The following is a 24,442-nucleotide window of genomic DNA, read 5'->3' on the forward strand; positions in this document are numbered from 1 at the left end:
TAGCTGATTCCGTCGCAGCGATGGCTCGGACGGCAGTCCTACTCCGTAAGTGGTGTTAGCCTGAAAAAAAATGGCACATTGCCATTGAATTCTTGTTTTTTACCCTCATCTGCAAGAGGCGCGATTTAACTCGGTCACGGATTAGGGCGATTAAATGTCTTCTGGCTCATCAACCTCGTCACGCAGCAGCACGACTACAACCAATTTGAGCGATCAGGAATTGGCTGTCTGGCTGGATAGATGTCTGACACAAAAGCACCGGGTGGCGTACGTCACTGCGGACTACCTCTGTAAGCTAGTTGATCTCGATGAGGCGAGTCTCGTTTTACATCCCGCTGACCCAGGACCGATAGCAAAATCGAGTCTTAAAAAACTGGTCCCCAAAGGCTTGCTCTACGTTCTGGACATGGGGCTTGAAGCCTTGCTTTCCGCCCACACCGCAGATAGCACGTGGGCATATGTGCTCGTACAGAGTAAGCCCCAGGTGGATGTTTTCATCGCGACCCGGGATGGATTGCTCGGTAGGACCAGTGGTCGGGGACCAGAGATCTCGGAGAAAACGGCACAAAAGGTTTGGGCTGATGCGGGTGCAAGATGCATGTTTGAAGGCTGCGGGCATGATCTGTCAGAAATTGCCTTGTGGACCAAAGCTGCCCGAGTCGGATATTTGGCACACATCGTTGCATCGGATCCAGAAGGGCCGCGGGGTAGTCAGACTGATTCGCACCGTCTCGCCAATGTCCCCGATAACATCATGTTGATGTGTGATGAGCACCATCGTCTGATTGATTCGTTTGCACCTCAGTTTTATACCGCCGAAATCCTGAACGAAATGCGCCAGTCTCACCGGGATATCGTACGGAATTATCTAAATTCACTGGCGTTTCCGCGTACTAAAGCGGTGACTTTGCATGCTAATTTGGCAAACGTGCCGACTTACTTTCATGACTCGGAGCTGATTGAGGCCATTGTGGCGACCAGACGAGCCATGGAGCCAGGTGTCGTCCATTACGTGCGCCGCAAATCACAGCGAGATGACCGTCATCTGCCAGAGTTTTGGTACCAATATTTGCGGGAGCATGAGCATCATATTCGAGAGCTCGTCACCGGATTCAATTCCAGCAGCGGCTTGAGCACCGAAAGTCTGGCCATCTTCCCTCTGCACCATATTCCTACCTTGGTTCTGGCCGGTCGAGTGATGGGTGAAGCGCAGGCCATTCAAGTCTTCCAGTACGACAAGGTTCGCAAGACCTGGGCGTGGGACCCAAAGGCCACTGCTCCTTCACCAGGTACTTTCAGCGTTAGCCCTTTGCCAGCGGTTCGCGCAGACGAAGTTTTTATAACACTCGAGCTGTCGGCCAGTCTTGATGAGGATTCACTGTCTCCTGAATTCAGGCGCGCGGTCGATTCCGGCGAGATCCCTTGGATTCGTGTGACCACGTCAAAGACAGGAGCCGACTGTATCGGGTGTCCGGAGGATCTTGAGCAGTTTTCGCAAGCTGCGCGCAAAGCAATTGTTCACGCTCAAGACGTGATGCGAGTTGCAAAGGTCCACCTCATCGCGATCAGCCCTGCCAGCACGGTGTTCCGTTTCGGCCAGATGTTACAAGCAGGTCACCACCCCGAGTACGTGGTTTATGACCGCGCAGGTCGCGACTTCAAATTTGTTCCTGCCCTATCGATCACAGGTCATCACGTATCCGCCACTCACGGGCAGCAGTCCATCACTATTCCTCTTCGATAACGAGCCTAATGCCATGAGCCAAACCAAAAGTGCTGAGCTGGTGATCCACGCCGAACGGTCACGCCCTGTTCGATTGAAGGAATCCTTTGAGTCGTATGCGGGTCTACTCGATGGCCTGGCATCCGACTCTCGAAGCATGCAGCTCGAATACTCGCATTGGGAAAAAGCGCTCAATGCGGTGAATGAGCACATCGCGGTGCGTGATGAGGAAATCGAGGCTGCCAAGGGGGCTTATCAGGAAGTGGCTGAGCTACTCGCTTCCAATCTTTCGTGGCCACCCGAAGCCATATCAATTCTGCCTCAGGGCTCGGTCAGTACCAAAACTTTGATACGGTCGCCTAATGGAAGAGAGAAATTTGACATCGACGCAGTATGCCAGGTGGACATCTCTCGTATCGAAGCCTCCGAACCAATGGCATTTTTTGAATCCATTGGGAATGCTTTGGTTGATCTGAACGCTGAAGCAAAAAGGCGTTGCTGGAATATCCCTTTCCCACAGCGGTCGTTCTACCTGGAGTTCACGCCATCGGTACCATTGAATACTGTTCCTCGGAATACGTATGAGTCCATGGCTCCGCGCTATCGCGCTGTGCGATACGAGGGAACGGCATTGGCAGTGGTGGATACCCCTACTACAAGCTGGAAGACCTCCAATCCGGCCGGTATGAGCAAGTGGGTGGACGATACCGCCAAGCGTGCGCTGATTCTTGTCCCAGCGATGGAGGCATTGGCGAAGAACCGGGTAATGGATAGCATTGCACCAGTGCCAGATCAAACCGTGGAAATTACCGATACCCTCCGAGTAGCCATTCGCCTGTTCAAGCGTCATCGGGACATGTGCGTTAGGCGTGGCCTCATTGAAGGGGGGACCAAGCCGATCTCGGTGATCATTGTTACCTTACTGACCACTTGCTATGAAGGCTTGGCGGATCTGGGGCGTGTGTTCCAGCATCCGGTGGAGGTGCTGAATGAGCTCGCGCTCTACATGCCGCACCTGGTGCTTAAGCTTGACGGCAAGTATCGAGTAGATAACCCCACCGTCGAGGGAGAGAATTTTGCCGAGAAGTGGAATGATGATGGGGAAGAGCGTTTCCGATCCTTTATGACCTGGTGCGATGCGCTGTCAGCGGATCTCAAAACCATTCTGGCATTAACTGAACCACAAGCTATTTCCAAGCGTGTGCGGGAGGTGTTCGGTATTCCGGCGCCGACTGGCGGGGGCGGCGTGTTGCCTACAATAGAGACCCCAAAACCTAAAGCCACTCCGGTTACGACTGGACTCGCTTGAGTAGTGGGGAGAATCAGTTGACTTTGAACTTGGCCCTCATACGCGAGCAATTTCCGGATTTGCTGCCTTCAGCCTTTCGCCGGGAAGGGGGCATCACTGCTTACCAGTTGCAGTTACCTACTTTTCAGGAGGGAAGGGGATTTAAGTGGGCCGAGTTACGTCTGCCTGCCGAATTCCCAGGGTGCGCCAAGGCATTCATTCAGCTCTCCTCCGATGCGGTGCTGAGGCTTCCGCACGTTGACGATAACGGGGCTCTTTGCATGGACGGTGACCCCGGACCAGGCTCGGGCCACTCCGCGGAGGAGAGGGTTCTTTTCCTTCTGAATGCTTACTTGGAGCAGTTTCTCAAGCCTTGGTTGAATGGTAGCTTGGACGAAGCCTTTGAGACGGAAGCAATCAACTACTGGGTTATCGAGGTTGCTCGGGCCCGGTCGCAATACGACCCAGTGACCGCAGTCTGGACCGTAGACCCACCTCCCAAGAAGGCAATGATCAGGAGCGGAATGCTCCTGACGCCGAACAGGATCATCGTGGCCGCCGATGAAGCTCTACGCATCACCAATCGCGTAGTTCAGTCGTTGGGGGCTGAGCAACGTACTGCGGTGTTGATTGCTGACGTCCCGATTTCATATGTGCTTACGCCCAGCACCTGGCCTAAATCTATGGGTGATCTGGAGCGCATACTGAAAGGTCGTCTTCTTCCCGCGGACTATTCACAGTTCCAGATACACCGTAGTCGCCGCGGCCGAGAGATACACCGTGTAGTCTTATTAAGGAATGCTCAATTTGCTTTCGCGTACCTGCTTCCAGGCGGCCCACCGACGGTTCGGGATATTGGGAAGGGTAAAGGTAAACGAAAAAAATCGTTTCCTTCTCCATCCAAAGTACTGCCACTTATTACGTCTCGCCTAGACCCAAACTGGACAGCCGGTCGAGATCAGCATCCAGAGGTTGACCGGCGCCAGGCAAAACATGTTCTGGTGTTAGGAGCGGGGGCTCTAGGGAGTCCGATAGTCGACCACCTCGCCAAGGCTGGAGTCGGCAGGATTTCTCTGGTTGATGCTGACACCATGTCTCCAGCGAATGTCGGGCGACATCTACTTGGCGCAGAGTCTATCGGTGAGAGCAAAGCACGTGCAGTGGCCAAGCGAGTTAATTTGGCCTTCCCTTCGACCGAGGTAGTTCCATACTTCAAGAATACGGCCGCATGGCTGAAAGAAAATTCATTGGCTGATGTGCACGCAGTGCTCGATCTCACCGGTGAGCCAGATGTGAGAGCGCAGATTGAGAACGCTCGACAAAAGCATCCATGCCCGCTGTTGGTAGGTTGGATGGAGCCCTATGTGGCTGCTGCTCATGCTTGTTCTTTACCATCGGGGCAATTGTGGCTACAAGGCCCGATAGATCCGTTGTATAGCTTACAGGCGGTGGTGTGGCCCGATGAAGTGATCCAACAAGAGCCTGGGTGCAGCAGCCGGTTCCAGAGTTACACCGCAGCTGCAGCCGAACACGCCGTCGCCTTGGTTGCTGAGTCCGCGTTGGAGATGATCGATGCAGTCGAACCATTTCCTCCTCGAGTGCGGAGCTGGGTGCGCGGGCAGCTTTATTTGGATAAGCATTGGCCGGGATTGAAGCATAATGAGTGGGCGAGTATTGCATCTGGATTCGAAGGCCTGACCCTGATAAGGCCATTTCCATGAGCAGGGTCTTTTTCTATCCCGACAACAGTAAATACGTGCTGTTTACTGATCACGTCCTGGCACACATGTACAGCTATGCTCAACGTCGGTTCTGGCAGAAGGAAGCTGGAGGGGAGATTTTTAGCCCAGAGCCGGACTCTCACGGGCTGATCATCAGTAACGCCATGGGGCCGAATCCTGCTGACCGGCGAAGCAGGCACGCTTGGAATCCAGATGTAAAAGCCTCTGATAGGAACAGGCAAAGTGAATTCGAACAATACAGGCATGCTGTAGGGTTGTGGCATACACATCCAGAGAGTACGCCATCACCCTCTTGGCGTGACCAGAAAACTACCTGGGACTATCTTGATTCCTTTGAGGGTGACAGGAATCGTTATTTCATGGTGATTATCGGCAACTGCGGCAGCATTCCAGCCATGACTGTCTGGGTGGCTAGCGGCGAATCATCCCGCGACTGGATGCAGTTAAGCGAAGATAAAAGCTGCTCGCAATTGGACAGTCCTAAGAAGGGCGATTGCAATGTGTTGCAGCCCAAGCAGGTAGCTTTTCGTGAGGTAATGCGGAACAGAGGTATTCTACCCTTACGCTGAACGGGTGCCTTAGGCTCTGTCTGAAAAAAGCCGTCGCATACACCGCTTGACGCAAGCCAGCGAGAGCATCGCGGCATAACTTTTTGCGAGCTTGTGAAAGCGCGTGAGGATTCGGCGTTTCTCTTTTAGTAGCCGAACATACGTTCGATAATGTTGCGCTGTCGGTATTTGGGCCGGTCGAACAGCCTGGGTAAGCGTAATGGCGCTGAGTTTCTACGCCAGGTCGTGCGTACGATGCACACCGTCTTGGCTGGCAACAGTGGGGCATTCACGAGCAGCCCCGGTATCGCAACGGCACGACCAAGCGGTTTGGTGGGCACATTTTTGATTGTGTCTGTCACGAACACGCCATCAAACATCGGCTGACCAAGGTCTACCACCCGTGGATCAATGGCCAGGTCGAGCGCATGAACCGAACGATCAAAGACGCCACCATCAAGGCGCATCACTATCCCGACTTCGCTGCGCTGAAGACGCAGATACTGGCCTTCGTGATGGCTTACAACTTCGCCAGACACCTCGAGTCCTTGAGATGGCGCACTCCCTTCAACTTGGTATTTGAGGCCTGGACGAAAAATCCAGAGCGATTCTCTATTAATCCGCACCAACTCATTCCAGGACCTCACACCTAGTCGCTCAGCCGGTGATCATCTAGGCGAGCTGGCTATGAAGGTTAAACGGATCGATAGTGGGCGGATTTATCACTTATGCTTTGCTATGCAAAGTTGATGAGTCGGGCAGCAGATCACACACGAAAGGCTGGTTGGCTGTGAGGGACGTCACGCAGGTGTGGAATCCCTTTTTGTAAGATAGCGCCTAAATTTACTGGACGACGAAGTGTTGCGACTTGAGATGAGGTACTATGCAAACCCTTTTTCAGTCCTAGGACGCTTTCATGGCTATTCGCAATATTGATGGGCTTGGTCTTTATTTTAAAAGGGAGGGCTTTCATCCTGAGAAAGCTGGAAGTTCATACTACCCAATGCTGGCCCTGCTGAGTTCTGAAGGCGATATATTGGCCGCTATTGTCTTCAAGAGATTTGATACAGTTTGGCATATAGAAAACGTTGTTGCTACCGCCGGCTTTGGACCTACAATTTATCAAATCCTCATGCAGCTTTCAGGTAGCGTAGGGGTCGCACCCTGCCGCAAAAAAAGTAAGTCGGCAAAGGAACTTATCGTTGAGAAATCCAAGAATATATGGCGGAATTTTCATGGGTCGTCTTTAGTGGTACCTGTAAAAATTGGATCGGACTATAGTGAAGATTACCTGAACTGCAAATTCATCTTGAAGAAAGATGCGTTCAATCTGGAGAGCGCTCAGCGCAATTTGGGATTGATAATTGCTAGGGCCTATTTCGGTAGTTTGAATTTTTTGGCTCGCGCCAAATTGCTCAAGTCTCCAGATAATTATGATGATGAGTTGGAGGCTTTTGCGCGTAATTACATCACCCAGCTTGAGGGGGCAATAATGAGCTTTTTGGAGGGGAGTGTGTCCGTTCATGCAAAAAAAGAGGGTGTCTACTCATCTTAAGCTATCTCGTAAAGCAACGTGCTCCTCAGAAATAAATACGTGATGAGCCATTAATCGTTCAACATGCCGTGGCCGTGATGCTCGTGCTGCTCAGCGCACGCTCAACCGCCTTGACATTAAGCCAGCCGACAAAAAAGATTTGGTTTGAGGATGCTCACTGGTGCTGTAGCCACCTCCCTGTGGCCACGGGTGATGTCGTGATGTAGAGGGCTGGCTGCGTATGCGTGGATCCGTGTGCCAGCCGGGAAACAATATTTCGGTGTATCATCCGGGCAGTTTAAGAAAGTGGCACTGCCGCTTGTTTCGCCTCGTGTCTAGAAATTGAGGGCTCATCCTGCGCGTGAGAGGGAAGAGCAACGCCCCAGGGGAAGGCCGGACTGGATGACCGTTCGTATTGATAGACAATGGCCGAAGGTAGCAGTCTTCGATCATAGATACGCCCCAGATTGAATACCACACTGTTTGGTGCGGCGATGATCAGGTGAATTGTCTTAACCCCTCTGGCTGACAGCCCTTTGAGAGCTTGCAGAAATTGTTCTGCCACCGCGCTTTGCTTTTCAATAGACCAGTGGGCATTGGAGGACAGATCGTCCATTTTCATGTGTACAACGGGCAATTCTGGGAAGGTGGTTGCGATGCCAGCCTCGTCTACCGGATAAGAAATCGAAAGGGCTAAGACCACTTCTTTTACGCTGCCGGTGATGGCAGACACAGTTTGCAGTCTTTGATTGTCGTCAACGCCGCTCTGAATCAAGCGCCATTGGCCGCCTCCTAGGCGGTCCCAGTCAAAGACCTTAATTCTGCCTCCTTCGTCATCGAGCAGGCATCCAGTCAAAAAAGTGAAAGGCACGGCCATGAGTCCGCCGTAGACGATCTCAATATCATTTTTATTCTGCCCATCAAGGCGTCGGATCAGATCACCTCTGCCGTCTACCACCTTTTTCAGGGCGATCTCTGGATTGGTGATTCGGCCCTCGGTTACCCCTTCGCGAATGTCGACGAGGATGGTATCGACGTTACCCCCAATGGTGTTCTTAACCGTGGTGTCCAAAGGGCTATCAATTTTGAAGAGTCCTTTTTGTTCAAGGGTCAGGACGCGTTGGCGGGCCAACTGCTGACGGTCCTGCAGGTTGAGGTAAATCCCAACCACAATCATGAGTACGCCAACGCCGAAGGCAGTCAGGCTGATCCAGGTGGCAGGCCCTCCTGAGGTGTCTACGCTGGCCTGTAGCTGTGTCGAATCGCTTTTATACACAATTTGCCCGACGATCCCGCCGGCAAGCGAGAGGCCTATCACTACAGCACCACTGCGGATCAGCGTTACACCGAGATTTTTGGGGCGAACAAACCAGTCGACTAGCTTTCTTCCCCAATTTAGCAATTCTTCCTTAAGCATAAGTACATCCTTACGTCTGGCTGGCTGCCGCAGTCTACCGACTGAGTGCAGATGGTTAATTGATCGAGGTTGATTGCAGTGAAGTTAATAGGAAATTAGCATTCCTTCGGAAAAGCTATAAGTGCTGGTACGAATGATATCAAACTGTCTTCATCGGTACGATTTCTTGTGAAATTTTGATTGGTTTTTTCGCCGGTCCTGAATGGGATGGCATCTGGTTGACATGCTAAGCAAGCTAATGATTGAATGATAGGACTTACCCGATAAAGGCTCTTATCATGTCTAAACTCGCTGAATTTCGTGCCCTTGAGCAAAAGCTTGCGGCGCAGCTGGCCGAGCTGGAAAGCTTGAAAAATGACAACGCGCTTAAGCAAGAAATCGAATTTGAAGGAAAGCTGCGTTCTTTGTTGGGAGAATATGGTTACAGCTTGCGCGACGTAATTCAGATTTTGGACCCCAGCGCTCGCGCAGAAGTAGCAGTTCTGCCGGCCAAAAATGCTCGAAAACCTCGTCAAATAAAGGTTTTCAAAAACCCCCACACGGGAGAGGTGGTTGAAACCAAGGGTGGGAATCATCGTACACTGAAAGAATGGAAAGCTCAGTACGGTGCCGGTACCGTAGAGTCCTGGCTTTCTTGAGTTGCTCACTGATCCTGTTTCCCAGCAAGGTGGCCCAGATTGGCGGCCACCGACCCTTCAAGGCAGGCAAATGAGTGCTGCCTTGACCGAGTCAGGTGCTGAGCTGGAAGGGGCTTGTGGGATTTTCTATGCATGGCGGATTTTGGAGCGTCGATGAGTACTCGATTCAGAATAACCATTGAAGACTGGGATGGAGACGGAGCCGTCCGCATACCCGATCAAGCCTTGCAAGAGCTTGGCGTTGACGTTGGGGATTCGCTCTATCTGATTGAAGAGTTCGTCGGTACCAGTCGCTGTTTGGTGCTCTCAAAGACGCCAAAAATTCCGGATCGCGTGGACGAGCTATTTGGCGTTTAAATACTTATTGTCATATTCCAATATGCTCGGCTGCTAGCCTGTGTTCTAGTAGCATAGTGAATTCGACACTGCAGATCGCCAGTTGTCTATCCAGGAGGTAAGGGAATGAGCACTGAAGAACTTTATATTTCTATAGATATCGAGGCTTCGGGCCCGATCCCTGGCGAGTACAGCATGCTCTCCCTTGGGGCGTGTGTTGTAGGGCGCCCAGATCAGGCTATCTACCTGGAGCTAAAGCCAGACAGCCCCAAGCACGATCCTGAAGCGGTGGCTGTAACGGGATTCGATCTGCAGGAATTGACAGTTACAGGAATTGTTCCCGTACAAGCGATGCAGAGGCTTGCGGAATGGCTGGCCAATGTCAGTCTGCCCGGTCAAAGAGCTATATTTGTCGGTCTTAACGCTCCTTTTGATTGGTCGTTTGTCAATTATTACTTTCATAAGTATGTGGGGGAGAACCCCTTCGGGTTTGCGGCACTTGATATCAAGGCGTATTACATGGGGGCTTTCAATCTCGATTGGAAGCAGACCAAATCATCGCACATGAGTGCAAATCTGCTACCGCAGTCATCTCCCACGCATAATGCGCTGGATGACGCGCGCTATCAGGCAGAGCTTTTCCAGTTGATGCTGCAGCGTAGGGCAGCGCTGCCCTGATCAGTTGGCCAAGGCGGCTTCCACGCACTTCCCGTCACGGAACAACCACGCCTTGATGCCGTCGGGTTCTGGGGATAGGCCTACAATCACTGCGATCGGGTGAGGTAGTTCCTGCGCGTAGCGTGCTGCGAATCGAGAAAAACTTGCTATATCTGTGGGAGAAATCGCCGGAACGGTTTGTGGATGTGTATGCCAATACCCCACAAGCCGAAGCCCTTGTGCATTGGCCGATTCAATTTCCCTGCGGCAGCGGTCAGCGTCGAGTTCCAGCCAGGACCATCCAGCGCGGTCTCTTGCATGTGGCGGTGTGGCGAGGCTCATGATCAAACCAGCGGGGTTGGCCAAGTCGACAAACAGTTGACCACCTCTTTCAGTTCTCCACGTTCGTTGCCTGAACTGATCAAGCACTTCGGCAACAGCTTGGGAAACCGACAAGCGAACATCGATGCCAGGCCATTTCCATGCCCACGCTATAGCACTCACTGTTTACCACTCTCCGCATCTGGCCAATCACGTTCAAACACGATGTGTTGGACTCCATCTGCTAAGGGTGGCCCGCTGTAAGTGCCGTCATGAGTAGGAATGTCCTGAGGTCGATAGATACTTGTGGTCCACACAGGTTTGGTGATCTGCCCGGTAAGACCCCGCAATGCTACTTGGGTAACCATCGACGCCACGTTGGCCATGCCTGAGGCGCCTCCAGGGATGAAGGTTTGGCCACACGCCGGCAGTGGAACCACCCCGCCACCGTTCGGCCACTCGGTGTACTTGAAGTTGAAATTACCAGTGTCATCGAACAAGGGGCGTCCATCATGCTGCCCCTGTGGCGCTAAGAGCGCATGCCCAACAAACGAGTGAGGCTCACTCCACGCTTGCAGGAGATTCCAGCCTGCGGCTTGCGCTTTGCGGAACCACAGGGCTACCTCCGATGACCAGTCTGCAGTGGTGACAAGCACCATGTCTGCATTGTCGAAAATTTCCGGCATCTTGAGCAGCATGAGCTCAGCGAAGTCCATGAAGGCCGTGACCTTAACGGTAGGCAGATCATGCGTAATCTTTTCGGCAAGAGCAGTCGCTTTTGACTGAGCGAGATCGTCGGCCCCTAGTACATGACGTCCCAGATTCGCAGACTCTAGGATGTCAGGGTCGATGAGGACGAGCTCTCCCACGCCCGAGCGGGCCAGTTGTAAGGCAACAGTGCTCCCCAGCGAGCCAACGCCGACCATTACTACTTTGGACTTTTCCAGGCTCTTGGCGGTACCGCTGAGGTCGCGGGAAAGAATGTCATCCCGATCTAACACATTGAGGATGGCGCCCCTCACCAGAACAGGCGAGTGGGATGGCTGATTCTTGCCTGACCATCGCCGAGCTGAGCGAAAGCCATACCAGCGGCCATGGTCTGGTTGTTTACTGTAAGAACGGACATCTAGGCAATACAGAGGCGCTCCTGTGGGGCCGGGTAACTCAAGTACAAGCCACCGATTGGCCAGTGAGTCCTTTCCGGAGAACCAGGCCAGGAATTGCTTGCTATCGTCTGGGCTGAGGTGCGGTGTCAGCCATTCCAGCAAGCGATCAGGAGTTGGACATTGGATATCGGGGTAGGTCAGCAACTTCAGATAGAAGCCTGCGACAGCTGGTGCTTTGATTTTCGCGCTTAACCCAAGCGTACGGTTGATATGCGTTCTGAGTAATTGCACATCCGGTGCAAGCCAGGCGGTACGGGTGCGTCGGCCAGGGCGAGGGTCGCTGGTTGCAAACAGTTCTGATGCCGCCTTAGGCCTCTCCAGCAGCAAGACATCTTGAGGAGAAATATCAAGCTGCATGTTCCAATACGAGGTAAATTCTTTTTCGAATTCAGTGTCACGCAATGCAGGATCTGCATCTGCTCGAACAAACTCAAGAATTGCCCCAAGCCGTACGAGGCAGTCCTGTACCACTGTTTCCGGATCTCCCGTAATTGGCCTTTCGCGGAAACCGTGCAGACAGAGCCCGGATCTAGTGGCATGCGGCCATGCGAGCCAGGGGGACGGCTCGACTTGGATCCTCAGCGAGACCAATGGAAACTGGTTTGGAAACGCTATGCGCAACTGCCTTTCAATGCCGGTGTAGTCGGGTGGGAGAGGCAACAGAAAGCTGGCGGCTTCGCCTTGTTTCCGATCTGTGGTTCTAAGGATCGTAGTCGCAACTTCCTCGCCTATAAATGTGCGAAGCGCGGCGATGCCACGCTCCACGGCCGGGGATAGGTTGGGCTTAACCGAGGCGTTCAACTGGTTTCACATTCGTTTGTGGAGTGGCGTGGCTCGAGCTGCCAAAGATTGCAGTGGCGGCTAAGATGTTTTTGGTAGTCCCAACTTTTCGACCAGCCATCGTCCAGTGCCCCGGAATTTCGTTGTTGACCTCTGTAATCACACTCTGGCCGATCCCGAAGCTTTGCCTCATGACGTTGGCGAATGAGTCAGCGCTGTCGTGGGGCTGCAGGCCAAGCATAAAGGCAACCAATGCACTCGCATGCCAATTGTCAAAGGCTTGGCAGTATTTGTGTCCTTCGTCAGGCCTATTCCATTTCTCCGCGAAGTTTTCACCGGGATCTCGAGGGTTCACCACATAGTACTTCCCAGCAAAGACTTTGATCTCCTCAGGTATTTTTTCCACAATCTTGAGGATCGCATCGATCGGGGTCAGTGGAGTGTGATGTGACTCTTTTACCACCTTGAGGTAGGCATGAGTTGCCAAGGTGGTGATCACGGCAGAAATAGGGCGGTAATCCTCATTTCGCGTTTCAATTGCCCATTCATCGCGGTGCCGTTTAAGCAGTTTGATGGTGGCTCGCAAAGGATCGAGCTTGTCGTACTCCTGATACGAGGGAAGGGGCTCTTGTGTGGCAGAGTCCATGGCTCGACTCTCATTGGCCACAAAGCTCTTGAGGAGCTCCAGCGAGATTTTTTGCTCCGAAGCGCTATGTAGCCAGTCGGCATACGGGATTGGGCTACTGGCCTTCCAGCCTGTGACACGGTCAGGTACTTCAAGTTTTCCTTGACCGTTACTCTCATTATTCCCCTGCACCGCACGCGCAGGTGTGATGTCAATGTGGAATCCAGGGTTTTCGTCTGCGTACTCGATACGGATTCCTCGGCGCAGCTGGACAATATCCGATTGCACTCGGCTGCCTTCACGGAAGCGCTGTTCTATAGCTGCTAGAACCGTGTCGGCATCTGCATCACCGGCATTGGGTAGCCAGACGATGGCATCAGCATCGATCGTGCCGAGATCTTTGGGGGCATCTTTGACTGGATTGATCGTAGTCTTAAGGCGCATTGAACCCTGAGGGAAGATATGCGCACCCTCAAGCAAAGGGTCTTTGGAGGCCGAGAGGATACTCTGCAGCTGTGAGTAGCGATCCTCAATCACCTTGTATTGGCTGGCAGTCAAAGAGATGCTGCTAGCAGCGCGCAGAAGTAGGCGTTCCCAGCTACTGCGCCTGGTTGATTCATCTTTTGTAATCATGGTCGAGTCTCGTCAGAAGTGTGGCCCAAGGTCATAAGGCGCTGGAATGGTCTAATAGCTCCATTCTTTCGCGTGTATAACGCATATGCTTCCTGCTGCTCCGGCGCTGCCAGAACCAATCTCTTTAGATGTACCGGCAATGAAGATGGTAGGGTTGCAGGTTGTAAATTTTTAGCTGATAAATAATGCGCGCGGCCGTAGGATGAAATCCCTAAGGGTGCTCACAGAAGTGCGCGGTGAAAGTTGTCCAAGACTAGAGCTTGCACCGTTTTTTTTGCTGCCGAATTGACGGCGATTTTTTGACATCGATTTGCTGAATGTTTGATCCTCACCGCACAGGCCGAAGAGCGGGTGTGGATATTTTATCTAGACCAGATTTGATCATGGATCCAATTGGAAGTCAAAGAAGATAAACTTTGATGAATCGTTTCATCTAATTTTGCTTTTGAAGCAAAATATAGTGTTTTCAATTCGTAACTTGTAACTGAATTTTAGGGGTGTGGTGCGACTTAATATGTCGCACCCGGATTGCCTGCTTGATCTGCTTAATGCTGTATAAGTGATTCTCATGTTGAAAAAACTCAACGGCCTAGTGGGGAGAGCGTGGCCCGTGCGCGAGCAAAATTAGCGCGAGGTCTGAAAATGATTTCAAGCGTTGTACGTTTTAGCATTGGACAACGCTTTTGCTAGCGAGTGGCTGCAGCTTGTTAATTTTTTCTTGCGTTGGCGAGCGTCTTGCGCGCGCTTTGTATACTGTTTTTAATGCTGGTTGACCTTGGTTTCTACGCTTTCCGTACACACGATCCTCATAATAGGTTTCGTCAATCGTGTGGTAGATGATCGAGTTTGGTACTTCGTTGTCATCGAAGCCTACCTCAAGTTTGGCGAGTGCCTCGGTGCGCCATTTCCTAGACCGGTTAGCATGAGGAGGGGTTGATATAATAATTTGTACAATTCGTATTTGCTCATCCCGTTGACAGCATTCCAGAAAATCCAGGAGCGCCCGCGGGGTCGCCAGCAATATTACGCCGAAGGTGAGCTTGGGGTCCCCTTGTTGCTTAGTATGAACCTGGAAGAATGTTTCGCTAGTATCAACTCTAGGCCAACTCTTGTGGCTGGGGTCAACCTTGCCTATAAGAGTGATGACCTCTTCCTGGGGATCTGAAACAAACACGGCTTGAAACCTCAATCGAAACGGAGACGGAGTGGGTCGTACTGATTATTTAGGAGTACAACGAATTTTCTCATATATGCTGTATGCAGCATAGCGTTTGAGTCCACATCAGGGCTTTATCGTTCCTTTTGTGGGTAACAAGATGGAACGCAAGTTGGCTTTTGGCTCCGCGCTTAAGGAGGTGCGGGTACGAAAGGAGATCGCACAAGAGCAGCTGGGGGCGAGCCAATCCTTCGTTTCCACAATTGAGCGTGGCATTCGCAGTCCAACGATCGAAAAAATGGAAGAATTTGCGGAGCGACTAGGAGTGAATCCTGCGACCCTGATTGTCTTGATGCAGGTCGGTCAGGAGGGCGATGTGGACGAGCTTCTGGCAAAAATCCGGGATGAAATCAGAGCGCTGAAGCGGGTAGGGGTTTAGCCGTTCTTCGGCTTATACGAAAAAGCCACCTTGGCCTTTGCGGTTCAGGTGGCTTTTTTCATTTCATGCGCTTATTTGGTGCGAGAATTCGGAAAACTTGAAATTTGTTCGGTTCTCGCTGAAAAATAAGGCTTTGGAGATCAGTCCCAGCTCAACGCACCACCCGTCTGATACTCAATCACACGCGTCTCAAAGAAGTTCTTCTCTTTCTTCAAGTCCATGATCTCGCTCATCCATGGGAACGGGTTGGTAGTCCCTGGGTACTCTTCTTTCAAACCAATCTGGGTCAAACGACGGTTGGCGATGAACTTGAGGTAATCCTCCATCATCGCTGCGTTCATGCCCAGTACACCGCGTGGCATGGTGTCACGGGCGTATTCGATCTCCAGCTGGGTCCCTTGCAGGATCATCTGGGTCGCTTCTTCCTTCATCGCCGCATCCCACAGGTGCGGGTTCTCGATCTTGATCTGGTTGATCACGTCGATACCGAAGTTCAGGTGCATCGACTCGTCACGCAGGATGTACTGGAACTGCTCGGCGACGCCGGTCATCTTGTTGCGGCGGCCCATGGACAGGATCTGGGTGAAGCCGCAGTAGAAGAAGATGCCTTCCAGTACGCAGTAGTAGGCGATCAGGTTGCGCAGCAGCTCTTTGTCGGTTTCGACGGTGCCGGTGTTGAATTCCGGGTCGGAGATGGCGCGGGTGTACTTCAGGCCCCAGGCGGCTTTTTTAGCGACCGACGGGATCTCGTGGTACATGTTGAAGATCTCGCCTTCATCCATGCCCAGCGACTCGATGCAGTACTGGTAGGCGTGGGTGTGGATCGCCTCTTCGAAGGCCTGGCGCAGAATATACTGGCGGCACTCCGGGTTGGTGATCAGGCGGTACACGGCCAGGGCCAGGTTGTTGGCAACCAGCGAGTCGGCAGTGGAGAAGAAGCCGAGGTTGCGCATGACGATGCGGCGTTCGTCTTCGGTCAGGCCGTCCTGGCTCTTCCACAGGGCGATGTCGGCGGTCATGTTGACCTCTTGCGGCATCCAGTGGTTGGCGCAGCCGTCCAGGTACTTCTGCCAGGCCCAGTCGTACTTGAACGGTACCAGCTGGTTGAGGTCGGCGCGGCAGTTGATCATGCGCTTTTCATCTACTGCAACGCGGGCCGAGGAGCCTTCCAGCTCGGCCAGGCCTTCGGCAACGTCAAGGGCGTCGAGGGCAGCCTTGGCACGTTTGACGGCTTCGGAGTCAGAAGCGGTGGCCGCACGGGCCTCCAAGGCGGCGGCACCACCGGCGCTGTCGAGCTTGTCGAGGGTGGCGGCGGCAGCGGCCTGCGCAGGGGTGTTGCCTTTGGCGGCTACTTCGCCGTCTTCTTTGTCGAATTCGTCCCAGCTCAGCATGGTTTGGCTCCTGCTTGAGGGTCGCCCAGAGGCAACCGGTTGGATTTTAAGAATGTGATGCCTGACGCAAGGCCGTAATGGCGAATGGGCAGCTCGAGAGGCTGACTCTCGTTTACATCTGAATGTGTTCTGGCTTGTACCTGGCCAGGCCTCTGGGAGGGGCCAGGACAATTGAATAGGTGCTCTTTTCAGAGGGCGCAAAGTATACCGGAATTCACCTTCGATCGGGGCGCGTGTCTTGCCGGCGAGGGTAACTTTTTTGACCGGTTTGGCGTGCGTCCGTTCACGAAGCGGGTGGCTTCTTCTACGGGGGGAGAGTGTAGCGCCAACCTATATGTTGTGCCAGTTTAAATTTTAAGGCACATCATATGGTGTTTCTGAGGGCTGTATTGGCGGAATCGGCCTCACCGCGGGCTTGCCGGAGATGAGGCCAGCTACCACTAGCTACGGTGGGTGTACAGCGTTTCGACAATGTGTGTCTTGGGGTGCTTGCGTGCCTGTTCCACCGAGGTGAAACGGCCGGTTTCGGCGTTGCGACCAATCTTGCGAGATGCCAGTTTTTTCCGCGCCATGGGCTTACATCCTTTTTTGAGAGGTCCTGTTCTTTTACCGAGCTGCGTGAACAGTGGGCAAAGGGCAAGGTTTCTCTGAGGCGCGGATACAAAAATGCCGCGCGGGGCACCCGTAGGCACCCCGCACGGCATTCAGGCCTTACTGGCAGGCTTCGCAGTCAGGCTCGTCGATCGCGCAGGCCTTCGGCACTGGCGCTGGGCCGGCTGCCTGGACCGGGGCGCTGTCGCCACCGCTGGAAACGGCGTTGAGCTTGCCGGTGTTGATGGTCGACTTCTCGGTGCTGGTTGCGGCCAGGGCACGGAGGTAGTAGGTGGTTTTCAGGCCACGGTACCAGGCCATGCGGTAGGTCACGTCCAGCTTCTTGCCCGAGGCGCCGGCGATGTACAGGTTCAGAGACTGCGCCTGGTCGATCCACTTCTGGCGACGGGAAGCAGCGTCGACAATCCACTTGGTCTCGACTTCGAACGCAGTGGCGTACAGGTCTTTCAGCTCTTGCGGGATACGCTCGATCTGCTGTACCGAACCGTCGTAGTACTTCAGGTCGTTGATCATGACCGAGTCCCACAGGTCGCGGGCCTTGAGGTCGCGAACCAGGTACGGGTTGATCACGGTGAATTCGCCCGACAGGTTCGATTTCACGTACAGGTTCTGGTAGGTAGGCTCGATCGACTGCGACACGCCGGTGATGTTGGCGATGGTCGCGGTTGGCGCGATGGCCATGATGTTCGAGTTACGAATACCTTTCTGCACGCGGGCACGTACCGGCGCCCAGTCCAGGGTTTCTTCCAGGTTGACGTCGATGTACTTCTGGCCACGGGCCTCGATCAGGATCTGTTGCGAATCCAGCGGCAGGATGCCCTTGGACCACAGCGAACCCTGGAAGGTCTCGTAGGCGCCGCGTTCATCGGCCAGGTCGCAAGAAGCCTGGATGGCGTAGTAGCTGACCGCTTCCATCGACTTGTCGGCAAACTCGACGGCAGCATCGGAGCCGTAAGGAATGTGCTGCAGGTACAGCGCATCCTGGAAGCCCATGATGCCCAGGCCGACCGGACGGTGCTTGAAGTTCGAGTTACGCGCTTGCGGCACCGAGTAGTAGTTGATGTCGATCACGTTGTCGAGCATGCGCACAGCGGTGTTCACGGTGCGTTGCAGCTTGGTGGTGTCCAGCTTGCCATCGACGATGTGGTTCGGCAGGTTGATCGAGCCCAGGTTGCAGACTGCGATCTCGTCCTTGTTGGTGTTCAGGGTGATCTCGGTGCACAGGTTCGAGCTGTGGACCACGCCCACGTGCTGCTGCGGCGAACGCAGGTTGCACGGGTCCTTGAAGGTCAGCCATGGGTGGCCGGTCTCGAACAGCATCGACAGCATCTTGCGCCACAGGTCTTTGGCCTGGATGGTCTTGAACACCTTGATCTTGTTGTACTCGGTCAGGGCTTCGTAGTACTCGTAGCGCTCTTCGAAGGCCTTGCCGGTCAGGTCGTGCAGGTCTGGCACTTCCGAAGGCGAGAATAGGGTCCACTTGCCGTCATCGAAGACACGCTTCATGAACAGGTCAGGAATCCAGTTGGCGGTGTTCATGTCGTGGGTACGACGGCGGTCATCACCGGTGTTCTTGCGCAGCTCGATGAACTCTTCGATGTCCAGGTGCCAGGTTTCCAGGTAGGCACATACAGCGCCTTTGCGCTTGCCACCCTGGTTCACGGCAACGGCGGTGTCGTTGACCACTTTCAGGAACGGGACGACGCCCTGGGATTTACCGTTGGTGCCCTTGATGTACGAGCCCAGTGCACGGACCGGGGTCCAGTCGTTGCCCAGGCCGCCAGCGAATTTCGACAGCATGGCGTTGTCGTGGATCGCGTGGTAGATGCCCGACAGGTCGTCCGGCACGGTGGTCAGGTAGCAGCTGGACAGCTGCGGGCGCAGGGTACCGGCGTTGAACAGGGTCGGGGTCGAGGCCATGTAGTCGAACGACGACAACAGGTTGTAGAACTCGATCGCACGGGCTTCCTTGTCTTTCTCTTCCAGCGCCAGGCCCATCGCCACACGCATGAAGAACACCTGCGGCAGCTCGAAGCGCACGCCATCCTTGTGGATGAAGTAGCGGTCGTAAAGGGTCTGCAGGCCCAGGTAGGTGAACTGCTGGTCACGCTCGTGGTTGATTGCCTTGCCCAGTTTTTCCAGGTCGAAGTCGGCCAGGGCCGGGTTCAGCAGCTCGAACTCGATACCTTTGGCGACGTAGGCCGGCAGGGCCTTGGCGTACAGGTCAGCCATTTCGTGGTGGGTGGCGCTGTCGGCTACATTCAGGAAGCCCAGGCCTTCGGCGCGCAGGGTGTCCATCAGCAGGCGGGCGGTAACGAACGAGTAGTTCGGCTCGCGCTCCACCAGGGTACGGGCGGTCATTACTAGGGCGGTGTTGACGTCCTTGATGGCCACGCCGTCGTACAGGTTCTTCAGGGTTTCGCGCTGGATCAGGTCGCCATCGACTTCGGCCAGGCCTTCGCAGGCTTCGCTGATGATGGTGTTCAGGCGGGCCATGTCGAGCGGCGCCAGGCTGCCGTCAGCCAGGGTGATGCGGATGCTCGGGTGCGGCTCGACCACGGCGTCGGTGTTGGCGCGGGTGGCGCGTTCCTTGGCGCGCTGGTCGCGGTAGATCACGTAGTCGCGGGCAACTTTCTGCTCGCCGGCGCGCATCAGGGCCAGTTCGACCTGGTCCTGGATTTCTTCGATGTGGATGGTGCCACCCGATGGCATGCGACGCTTGAACGTGGCGGTAACCTGCTCGGTCAGGCGCGCAACGGTGTCGTGGATGCGCGACGAAGCGGCGGCAGTGCCGCCTTCAACTGCGAGGAACGCCTTGGTGATGGCGACGGTGATCTTGTCGTCGGTGTAAGGGACGACAGTGCCGTTACGCTTGATCACGCGCAGTTGGCCAGGGGCGGTGGCAGCCAGATCCTGGTTGGAATCGGCGGCCTGCGGCACCTTGGCCTGCGGGTTCTCGCGAGTTGTGTCGGTTTGCATGGGTGGGTGTCTCCACAATTTCTATATTGTTCAGGCGCCCTGGGGCGCCCACCGTTCCGTCCACTTGCTCGATGGCCTCGCGGGGATGCGTAATGCATGCGCATCCGCCCGCACGGGCGTACCGACTTCGGGACAGACTCAGGAATAAGGGGCAATGGCTTGCCGCTCCCTGGCCGAAGTCAAAGGTTCTGGGCGGTGCCCAAAATCTGTTGCTGATGGATGCCAGGCCTGGCCTGCAACACCCATGCCCGAACAAGGCCCTGGAAGGGCTTGCCTCGGTCGCCTCCGCAGGAGCGGTTTGGCTGCTGAAATCACTTCAAGTTCCGCCCGGAAAATCGCTTGATCTTGCGGGTTGACTTTTGTGTGTGATTTTGCACGAACCCCTATATCTAGTGGTTCGCTGCGATCGGGATACAAGATAATGCGGTATTGGGGGCTTTGCAAGGCAATCGCCTGTGGATAACGTGTGCGTACTTTGTGAGTGAATGGTGGGTATTCGCTGTAGGCCTTGTGCCAAGTGGTTTGCAGTATTTTTCTGCTTCGTGACGCCCTTGGGCAGTTTTTTTCGGGCGCGAACCCTATCACAAAAAACGGTTCAGTCGAGGGGGCGGTAGGGGCATGCCTGAAGATCCTGGTTCCCCCGCGCGCGGTCGCCTGTAGGAGCGGGTTTACCCGCGAGAGGGCCGAGCCTGCTGGCCAATCTCCACCCGCCGTTCACCGTTGCCACCGCCACCGTATTCGCGGGTAAACCCGCTCCTACGCCTGATCGAGGGTGGACACATGTCGGTGGTTGGGCACAGGCCGCCGTGTAGGAGCGGGTTCACCCGCGAAAGGGCCGGCCCTACTGGCCATTTTCCATCCGCCGTTCACCGTTGCCGCCGCCACCGTATTCGCGGGTAAACCCGCTCCTACCACGGTGGTGGGCACACATCGGGGGTTGGACACAGGCCGTTGTAGCGAGCTTCGCTCGCGATACGCCGTGCGGGCGGCACTCGATCTCGCAGGCCCCACCCATCTACAGTCATACTCTCAGCTGCCCTGACACGATCCCAAGAACAAACAAGGCCAAAGTCATGGACCAAACCCTACCCCGCATCCTCATTGTCGAAGACGACCAGCGCCTGGCCGAGCTGACCGCCGAGTACCTGCAGGCCAACGGCTTCGAGGTCAGCGTGGAGGGTGATGGTGCCCGCGCCGCCCGGCGCATCATCGACAGCCAGCCCGACTTGGTCATCCTCGACCTGATGCTGCCCGGCGAGGACGGCCTGAGCATCTGCCGCCGGGTGCGCAGCCAGTACCAGGGGCCGATCCTCATGCTCACCGCGCGCAGCGATGAACTCGACCAGGTCCAGGGCCTGGACCTGGGCGCCGACGACTACGTCTGCAAACCCGTGCGCCCACGCTTGCTGCTGGCACGTATCCAGGCCCTGCTGCGCCGCAGCGAAACCGTGGACAGCAAGCGCCAGGACCTGGCCTTCGGTGCGCTGCGTATCGACAACCGCCTGCGTGAGGCGCACCTGGGCGAGCAGTTGATCGAGCTGACCGGCGCCGAATTCGACCTGCTCTGGCTGTTGGCCAGCAACGCTGGCCGGGTGCTGACCCGTGAACAGATCTTCACCGCACTGCGTGGCGTGGGCTACGACGGCCAGGACCGCTCCATCGATATCCGCATCTCGAAAATCCGCCCCAAGATCGGCGATGACCCGCTTCAGCCGCGGTTGATCAAGACCCTGCGCAGCAAAGGCTACCTGTTCGTGGGCGAGGCGCCATGAACAATTCGATCTTCCTGCGCATCTACGGCGGCATGCTGGCCGTGCTGGTGCTGGTGGCCCTGCTTGGCGTGCTCAGCCTGCACCTGGTCAACGAAGTGCGCGCTGCCCAGCACCGCGAGGGCCTGGCCCAGGGCACTTTCAGCCTGATGGCCGACAACCTGGCAATGCAGAATGAAACCCAACGCAAGCGTTCGCTGCTGATCTGGGAACGCCTGCTTGGCGTGCCGTTGGCGCTGCAGCCGATGAGCGCACGCAGCCTTGACGGTGGCCAGCGGGCGCGCCTGTACCGTGGCCTGGTGGTGGTCGAGAAGATTGGCCCGCATGCGGCGCAAGTGCTACGCAAGGTGGGCCAGGAAGACCTGATGCTGGTCGCGCAGATCAAACAGATCAGCGAGCAGTTGGCGCGGGCCACCCTCTATCTATTGGCCGACGAATTGGTGCGCTACCCGGTAGCCGAACAGCAGCAGCGTCTGGCACAGATCAAGCAGGAAAAAGGCTTCGGCTTTGGCGTTGCCTTGCAACGTATCGAGCGGGTCAGCCTGGACGATGACCAGCGGCGCCGGGTGGAGGAGGGCGACACGGTGATGGCGCTGGGCAAGGATGGTGACTCGATCCGGGTGTTCGCCGGGCTGACGGGCTCGCCATGGGTACTGGAAATCGGCCCGCTGTACCAGCTCAACCCTTACCCGCCGCAGTTGCTGATCCTGATTGCCTTCCTGGGGCTGTGCCTGATCGGCCTGGTGGTCTACCTGCTGGTGCGTCAGCTGGAACGTCGTGTGTCGGGCCTGGAGATTGCTGCCACGCGCATCGCCCAGGGCAGCCTGGATACCCGCGTGCCGGCCGGCGACGCCGACTCGGTAGGGCGCCTGGCGGCTGCCTTCAATGGCATGGCCGAGCACCTGCAGCGCTCGCTGACCATGCAGCGTGAGCTGGTGCGAGCGGTGTCCCACGAGCTGCGCACGCCGGTGGCGCGCCTGCGCTTTGGCCTGGAGATGATCGAAAGCGCCACGACTGAACAGGTGCGGGCTAAGCATCTGGCGGGCATGGACGGGGATATTCAGGACCTCGACAAGCTGGTCGATGAGATGCTGACCTACGCCCGCCTGGAGCAGGGCGCACCGGCCTTGAAGTTCCAGCGGGTCGATCTGGATGCCTTGCTCGATCGGGTGATCGAAGAGCTCGCACCTTTGCGTGCCGAGGTGCGGGTGGTGCGCGGCGACTGCCAGGGCGCGGATGCCGAAGGCGCCTGGGTCGAGGCCGAGCCGCGCTACTTGCACCGGGCCCTGCAGAACCTTGTCGGCAATGCCATGCGCCATGCCGAGAGCGAAGTGCGCCTGAGCTATCAGCTGGGCCAGCAACGTTGCCGCATCGATGTGGAGGATGACGGCCCGGGGATCCCCGAGGGCTTCTGGGACCGCATTTTCACGCCCTTCACCCGCCTCGATGACAGCCGCACCCGTGCCTCGGGCGGGCACGGGTTGGGCTTGTCGATCGTACGGCGGATCATCTACTGGCACGCGGGCCGGGCCACGGTGGGCCGCAGCGAGGCGTTGGGCGGTGCCTGCTTCAGCCTGAACTGGCCAAGGCAGCAGGCACCGCTGTAAAGGTCAGACGCTGACCAGGCTCAGCAGGTGGCCGTCCTGCAGGCAGAACTGGCCTTGCAGCTCTGCGCCTTGCTGCCACTGCGGTGACAGGTCGGTGAGCAGGCGCAAGCGCGCCAGCCCTTCCGCGGACCAGTCGAGCACTTCTGCGTGTTCGAAGTAGAAGCGTTGGCGAGTCAGTGGGTACAGGGTCTTGAACAAGCTTTCCTTCAGCGAGAACGTCAGGGTGACCGTAAGCCCAAGCTGGCGGCGGTCAAGGCGTTCGAGCTCTGCCGGGATAAGGATTTCACCCATCAGCCGCTCGGCGCGCTCGTCATCCAGCAAGGCTTCCTGATCCAGGCCCAGACCTTGGCAGCTGTTTTCGCCGGCGACCACCGCAGCGGCCCAGCCCTTGCCGTGTGTGATCGAGCCATGAATACCGGCGGGCCAGATGGGCGAGCGGTCTTCGTGGGTGCCGGGCACGTAGTCGCGACCGTCCAGGTGCTGGAGCGCGGCGCGGGCACATACGCGACCGGCCAGGTACTCGGCCTGGCGCTTGGCGACCGAGCGCTGCAGGCTGGCGCTGGGCACGATACCGGCGCGCTGGAAGTCGTCGGTTGCCAGGTGGGCAGGGTCGAAGGCGCAACTGACCAGCACCGCGCCGGGCAATGGACGGGGCAGGGGCCAGTGGTGCCGGAGCGGGGCGCAGCAGGCGGGAAGTGTGTTCATGGCGGCTATTGTGCCAGCTGTGCAGGCGCTAAGGGAGGTGGCGTGGCAGGATGACTTACCGCAGCCATGACAACATGGCGCAGATCAAAGCGTGATCGTGTGGGAGCGGGTTTACCCGCGAAGAATACACCGCGGTGGATGGCACGGGCTTCGCCCGTGTTCGCGGGCAAGCCCGCTCCCACACAGATGGACTGCCCCCCAAAAGTTGGACAGTTTTAAGCTGCAGCCTGAGCCCTGTACTCCACAGGGCTCAGGCCATTGAGCCTCAGCTTGATGCGATCATGGTTGTAGTAGTGAATGTACTCATCCAGACCCGCTCTCAGCTCATCAATGCTCTCGAAACGCTTCAGGTAGAAAAACTCAGATTTGAGCGTGT

The 24,442-nt window shown here is 55.9% G+C and carries 21 protein-coding genes and 2 pseudogenes; 12 read left to right on the forward strand and 11 right to left on the reverse strand.

Going from position 1 to position 24,442, the window contains the following annotated elements:
- Positions 1 to 205 precede the first annotated feature (205 nt).
- Genes N5D53_RS14940 through N5D53_RS14955 form a run of 4 tightly spaced genes read left to right on the forward strand, consistent with a single transcriptional unit; the run spans position 206 to position 5,322 of the window.
- Positions 206 to 1,744 (forward strand): SAVED domain-containing protein, encoded by a 1,539-nt coding sequence (locus N5D53_RS14940; protein WP_209967610.1) that lies wholly within the window; start codon positions 206 to 208, stop codon positions 1,742 to 1,744.
- Positions 1,745 to 1,757: 13 nt separating this feature from the next.
- Positions 1,758 to 3,032 carry a nucleotidyltransferase gene (locus N5D53_RS14945; protein WP_217974838.1) on the forward strand — a complete coding sequence of 425 codons (1,275 nt, stop codon included), beginning with the start codon at positions 1,758 to 1,760 and terminating at the stop codon, positions 3,030 to 3,032.
- A 17-nt stretch (positions 3,033 to 3,049) separates the two neighbouring features.
- A complete protein-coding gene (locus N5D53_RS14950; RefSeq protein ID WP_217974840.1) occupies positions 3,050 to 4,732 on the forward strand; it encodes a ThiF family adenylyltransferase in 1,683 nt (560 codons plus the stop codon).
- Positions 4,729 to 5,322 carry a Mov34/MPN/PAD-1 family protein gene (locus tag N5D53_RS14955; protein WP_217974842.1) on the forward strand — a complete coding sequence of 198 codons (594 nt, stop codon included), beginning with the start codon at positions 4,729 to 4,731 and terminating at the stop codon, positions 5,320 to 5,322. The genes N5D53_RS14950 and N5D53_RS14955 overlap by 4 nt, the downstream gene beginning before the upstream one ends.
- Before the next feature lie 9 nt (positions 5,323 to 5,331).
- Here N5D53_RS14955 and N5D53_RS14960 read toward each other — a convergent pair.
- Positions 5,332 to 5,516 (reverse strand): annotated as a pseudogene (locus N5D53_RS14960) (transposase); the annotation flags it as partial.
- Positions 5,517 to 5,639: 123 nt separating this feature from the next.
- Between N5D53_RS14960 and N5D53_RS14965 the strand changes: the two are divergent.
- Both N5D53_RS14965 and N5D53_RS14970 read left to right on the forward strand, forming a co-directional pair.
- Positions 5,640 to 5,954, forward strand: a pseudogene (locus N5D53_RS14965) (integrase core domain-containing protein); the annotation flags it as partial.
- A gap of 263 nt (positions 5,955 to 6,217) precedes the next feature.
- A complete protein-coding gene (locus N5D53_RS14970; protein WP_182408372.1) occupies positions 6,218 to 6,856 on the forward strand; it encodes a hypothetical protein in 639 nt (212 codons plus the stop codon).
- A 277-nt stretch (positions 6,857 to 7,133) separates the two neighbouring features.
- Here N5D53_RS14970 and N5D53_RS14975 read toward each other — a convergent pair whose 3' ends face one another.
- Entirely contained in the window at positions 7,134 to 8,252 is a 1,119-nt protein-coding gene (locus N5D53_RS14975) for an SAVED domain-containing protein (RefSeq protein WP_217977401.1), read from the reverse strand.
- 278 nt (positions 8,253 to 8,530) lie between these two features.
- Here N5D53_RS14975 and N5D53_RS14980 point away from each other — a divergent pair, with 278 nt between their 5' ends.
- The 3 genes from N5D53_RS14980 to N5D53_RS14990 all read left to right on the forward strand — a co-directional run bounded on the left by N5D53_RS14980 (position 8,531) and on the right by N5D53_RS14990 (position 9,904).
- Positions 8,531 to 8,890: a histone-like nucleoid-structuring protein, MvaT/MvaU family gene (locus N5D53_RS14980; RefSeq protein ID WP_221101015.1), complete on the forward strand. Its 360-nt coding sequence runs from the start codon at positions 8,531 to 8,533 to the stop codon at positions 8,888 to 8,890.
- Between the two features lie 153 nt (positions 8,891 to 9,043).
- Positions 9,044 to 9,247: an AbrB/MazE/SpoVT family DNA-binding domain-containing protein gene (locus N5D53_RS14985; protein ID WP_182408369.1), complete on the forward strand. Its 204-nt coding sequence runs from the start codon at positions 9,044 to 9,046 to the stop codon at positions 9,245 to 9,247.
- Between the two features lie 105 nt (positions 9,248 to 9,352).
- Positions 9,353 to 9,904 carry a 3'-5' exonuclease gene (locus N5D53_RS14990; protein WP_100782174.1) on the forward strand — a complete coding sequence of 184 codons (552 nt, stop codon included), beginning with the start codon at positions 9,353 to 9,355 and terminating at the stop codon, positions 9,902 to 9,904.
- Here the strand turns inward: N5D53_RS14990 and N5D53_RS14995 are convergent, their stop codons facing one another.
- The 4 genes from N5D53_RS14995 to N5D53_RS15010 all read right to left on the reverse strand — a co-directional run bounded on the left by N5D53_RS14995 (position 9,905) and on the right by N5D53_RS15010 (position 14,582).
- A complete protein-coding gene (locus tag N5D53_RS14995; RefSeq protein WP_217977399.1) occupies positions 9,905 to 10,387 on the reverse strand; it encodes a Mov34/MPN/PAD-1 family protein in 483 nt (160 codons plus the stop codon).
- Positions 10,384 to 12,171 carry a ThiF family adenylyltransferase gene (locus tag N5D53_RS15000; RefSeq protein WP_221101016.1) on the reverse strand — a complete coding sequence of 596 codons (1,788 nt, stop codon included), beginning with the start codon at positions 12,169 to 12,171 and terminating at the stop codon, positions 10,384 to 10,386. Before N5D53_RS15000 ends, N5D53_RS14995 begins: the two co-directional genes overlap by 4 nt.
- Positions 12,155 to 13,408: a nucleotidyltransferase gene (locus N5D53_RS15005; protein ID WP_221101017.1), complete on the reverse strand. Its 1,254-nt coding sequence runs from the start codon at positions 13,406 to 13,408 to the stop codon at positions 12,155 to 12,157. Before N5D53_RS15005 ends, N5D53_RS15000 begins: the two co-directional genes overlap by 17 nt.
- A 664-nt stretch (positions 13,409 to 14,072) precedes the next feature.
- Entirely contained in the window at positions 14,073 to 14,582 is a 510-nt protein-coding gene (locus N5D53_RS15010; protein WP_217977396.1) for a hypothetical protein, read from the reverse strand.
- Positions 14,583 to 14,724: 142 nt separating this feature from the next.
- Between N5D53_RS15010 and N5D53_RS15015 the strand changes: the two genes are divergently transcribed.
- Positions 14,725 to 15,003 (forward strand): helix-turn-helix transcriptional regulator, encoded by a 279-nt coding sequence (locus tag N5D53_RS15015; RefSeq protein ID WP_082421369.1) that lies wholly within the window; start codon positions 14,725 to 14,727, stop codon positions 15,001 to 15,003.
- Between the two features lie 140 nt (positions 15,004 to 15,143).
- Here the strand turns inward: N5D53_RS15015 and N5D53_RS15020 are convergent, their stop codons facing one another.
- The 3 genes from N5D53_RS15020 to N5D53_RS15030 all read right to left on the reverse strand — a co-directional run bounded on the left by N5D53_RS15020 (position 15,144) and on the right by N5D53_RS15030 (position 19,985).
- Positions 15,144 to 16,394: a ribonucleotide-diphosphate reductase subunit beta gene (locus N5D53_RS15020; RefSeq protein ID WP_003254823.1), complete on the reverse strand. Its 1,251-nt coding sequence runs from the start codon at positions 16,392 to 16,394 to the stop codon at positions 15,144 to 15,146.
- Positions 16,395 to 16,834: 440 nt separating this feature from the next.
- Positions 16,835 to 16,966, reverse strand: coding sequence for a hypothetical protein (locus N5D53_RS15025; protein WP_003254821.1), 132 nt, complete (start codon positions 16,964 to 16,966; stop codon positions 16,835 to 16,837).
- A gap of 139 nt (positions 16,967 to 17,105) precedes the next feature.
- Complete coding sequence (locus tag N5D53_RS15030; RefSeq protein WP_003254820.1) at positions 17,106 to 19,985, reverse strand: ribonucleoside-diphosphate reductase subunit alpha; 2,880 nt, start codon at positions 19,983 to 19,985, stop codon at positions 17,106 to 17,108.
- Between the two features lie 1,073 nt (positions 19,986 to 21,058).
- Between N5D53_RS15030 and N5D53_RS15035 the strand changes: the two genes are divergently transcribed.
- Positions 21,059 to 21,757: a response regulator transcription factor gene (locus tag N5D53_RS15035; protein WP_019438844.1), complete on the forward strand. Its 699-nt coding sequence runs from the start codon at positions 21,059 to 21,061 to the stop codon at positions 21,755 to 21,757.
- Positions 21,754 to 23,361 (forward strand): ATP-binding protein, encoded by a 1,608-nt coding sequence (locus N5D53_RS15040; protein ID WP_064491550.1) that lies wholly within the window; start codon positions 21,754 to 21,756, stop codon positions 23,359 to 23,361. The genes N5D53_RS15035 and N5D53_RS15040 overlap by 4 nt, the downstream gene beginning before the upstream one ends.
- Positions 23,362 to 23,364: 3 nt before the next feature.
- Here N5D53_RS15040 and N5D53_RS15045 read toward each other — a convergent pair whose 3' ends face one another.
- Positions 23,365 to 24,066, reverse strand: coding sequence for a 4'-phosphopantetheinyl transferase superfamily protein (locus tag N5D53_RS15045; protein ID WP_010952336.1), 702 nt, complete (start codon positions 24,064 to 24,066; stop codon positions 23,365 to 23,367).
- 215 nt (positions 24,067 to 24,281) lie between these two features.
- Positions 24,282 to 24,442, reverse strand: a 161-nt coding sequence (locus tag N5D53_RS15050) for an IS3 family transposase (RefSeq protein ID WP_279840516.1), incomplete at its 5' end; no start/stop codon positions are given.

The organism is Pseudomonas sp. GD03862 (assembly GCF_029840855.1).
Lineage (GTDB): Bacteria > Pseudomonadota > Gammaproteobacteria > Pseudomonadales > Pseudomonadaceae > Aquipseudomonas > Aquipseudomonas alloputida.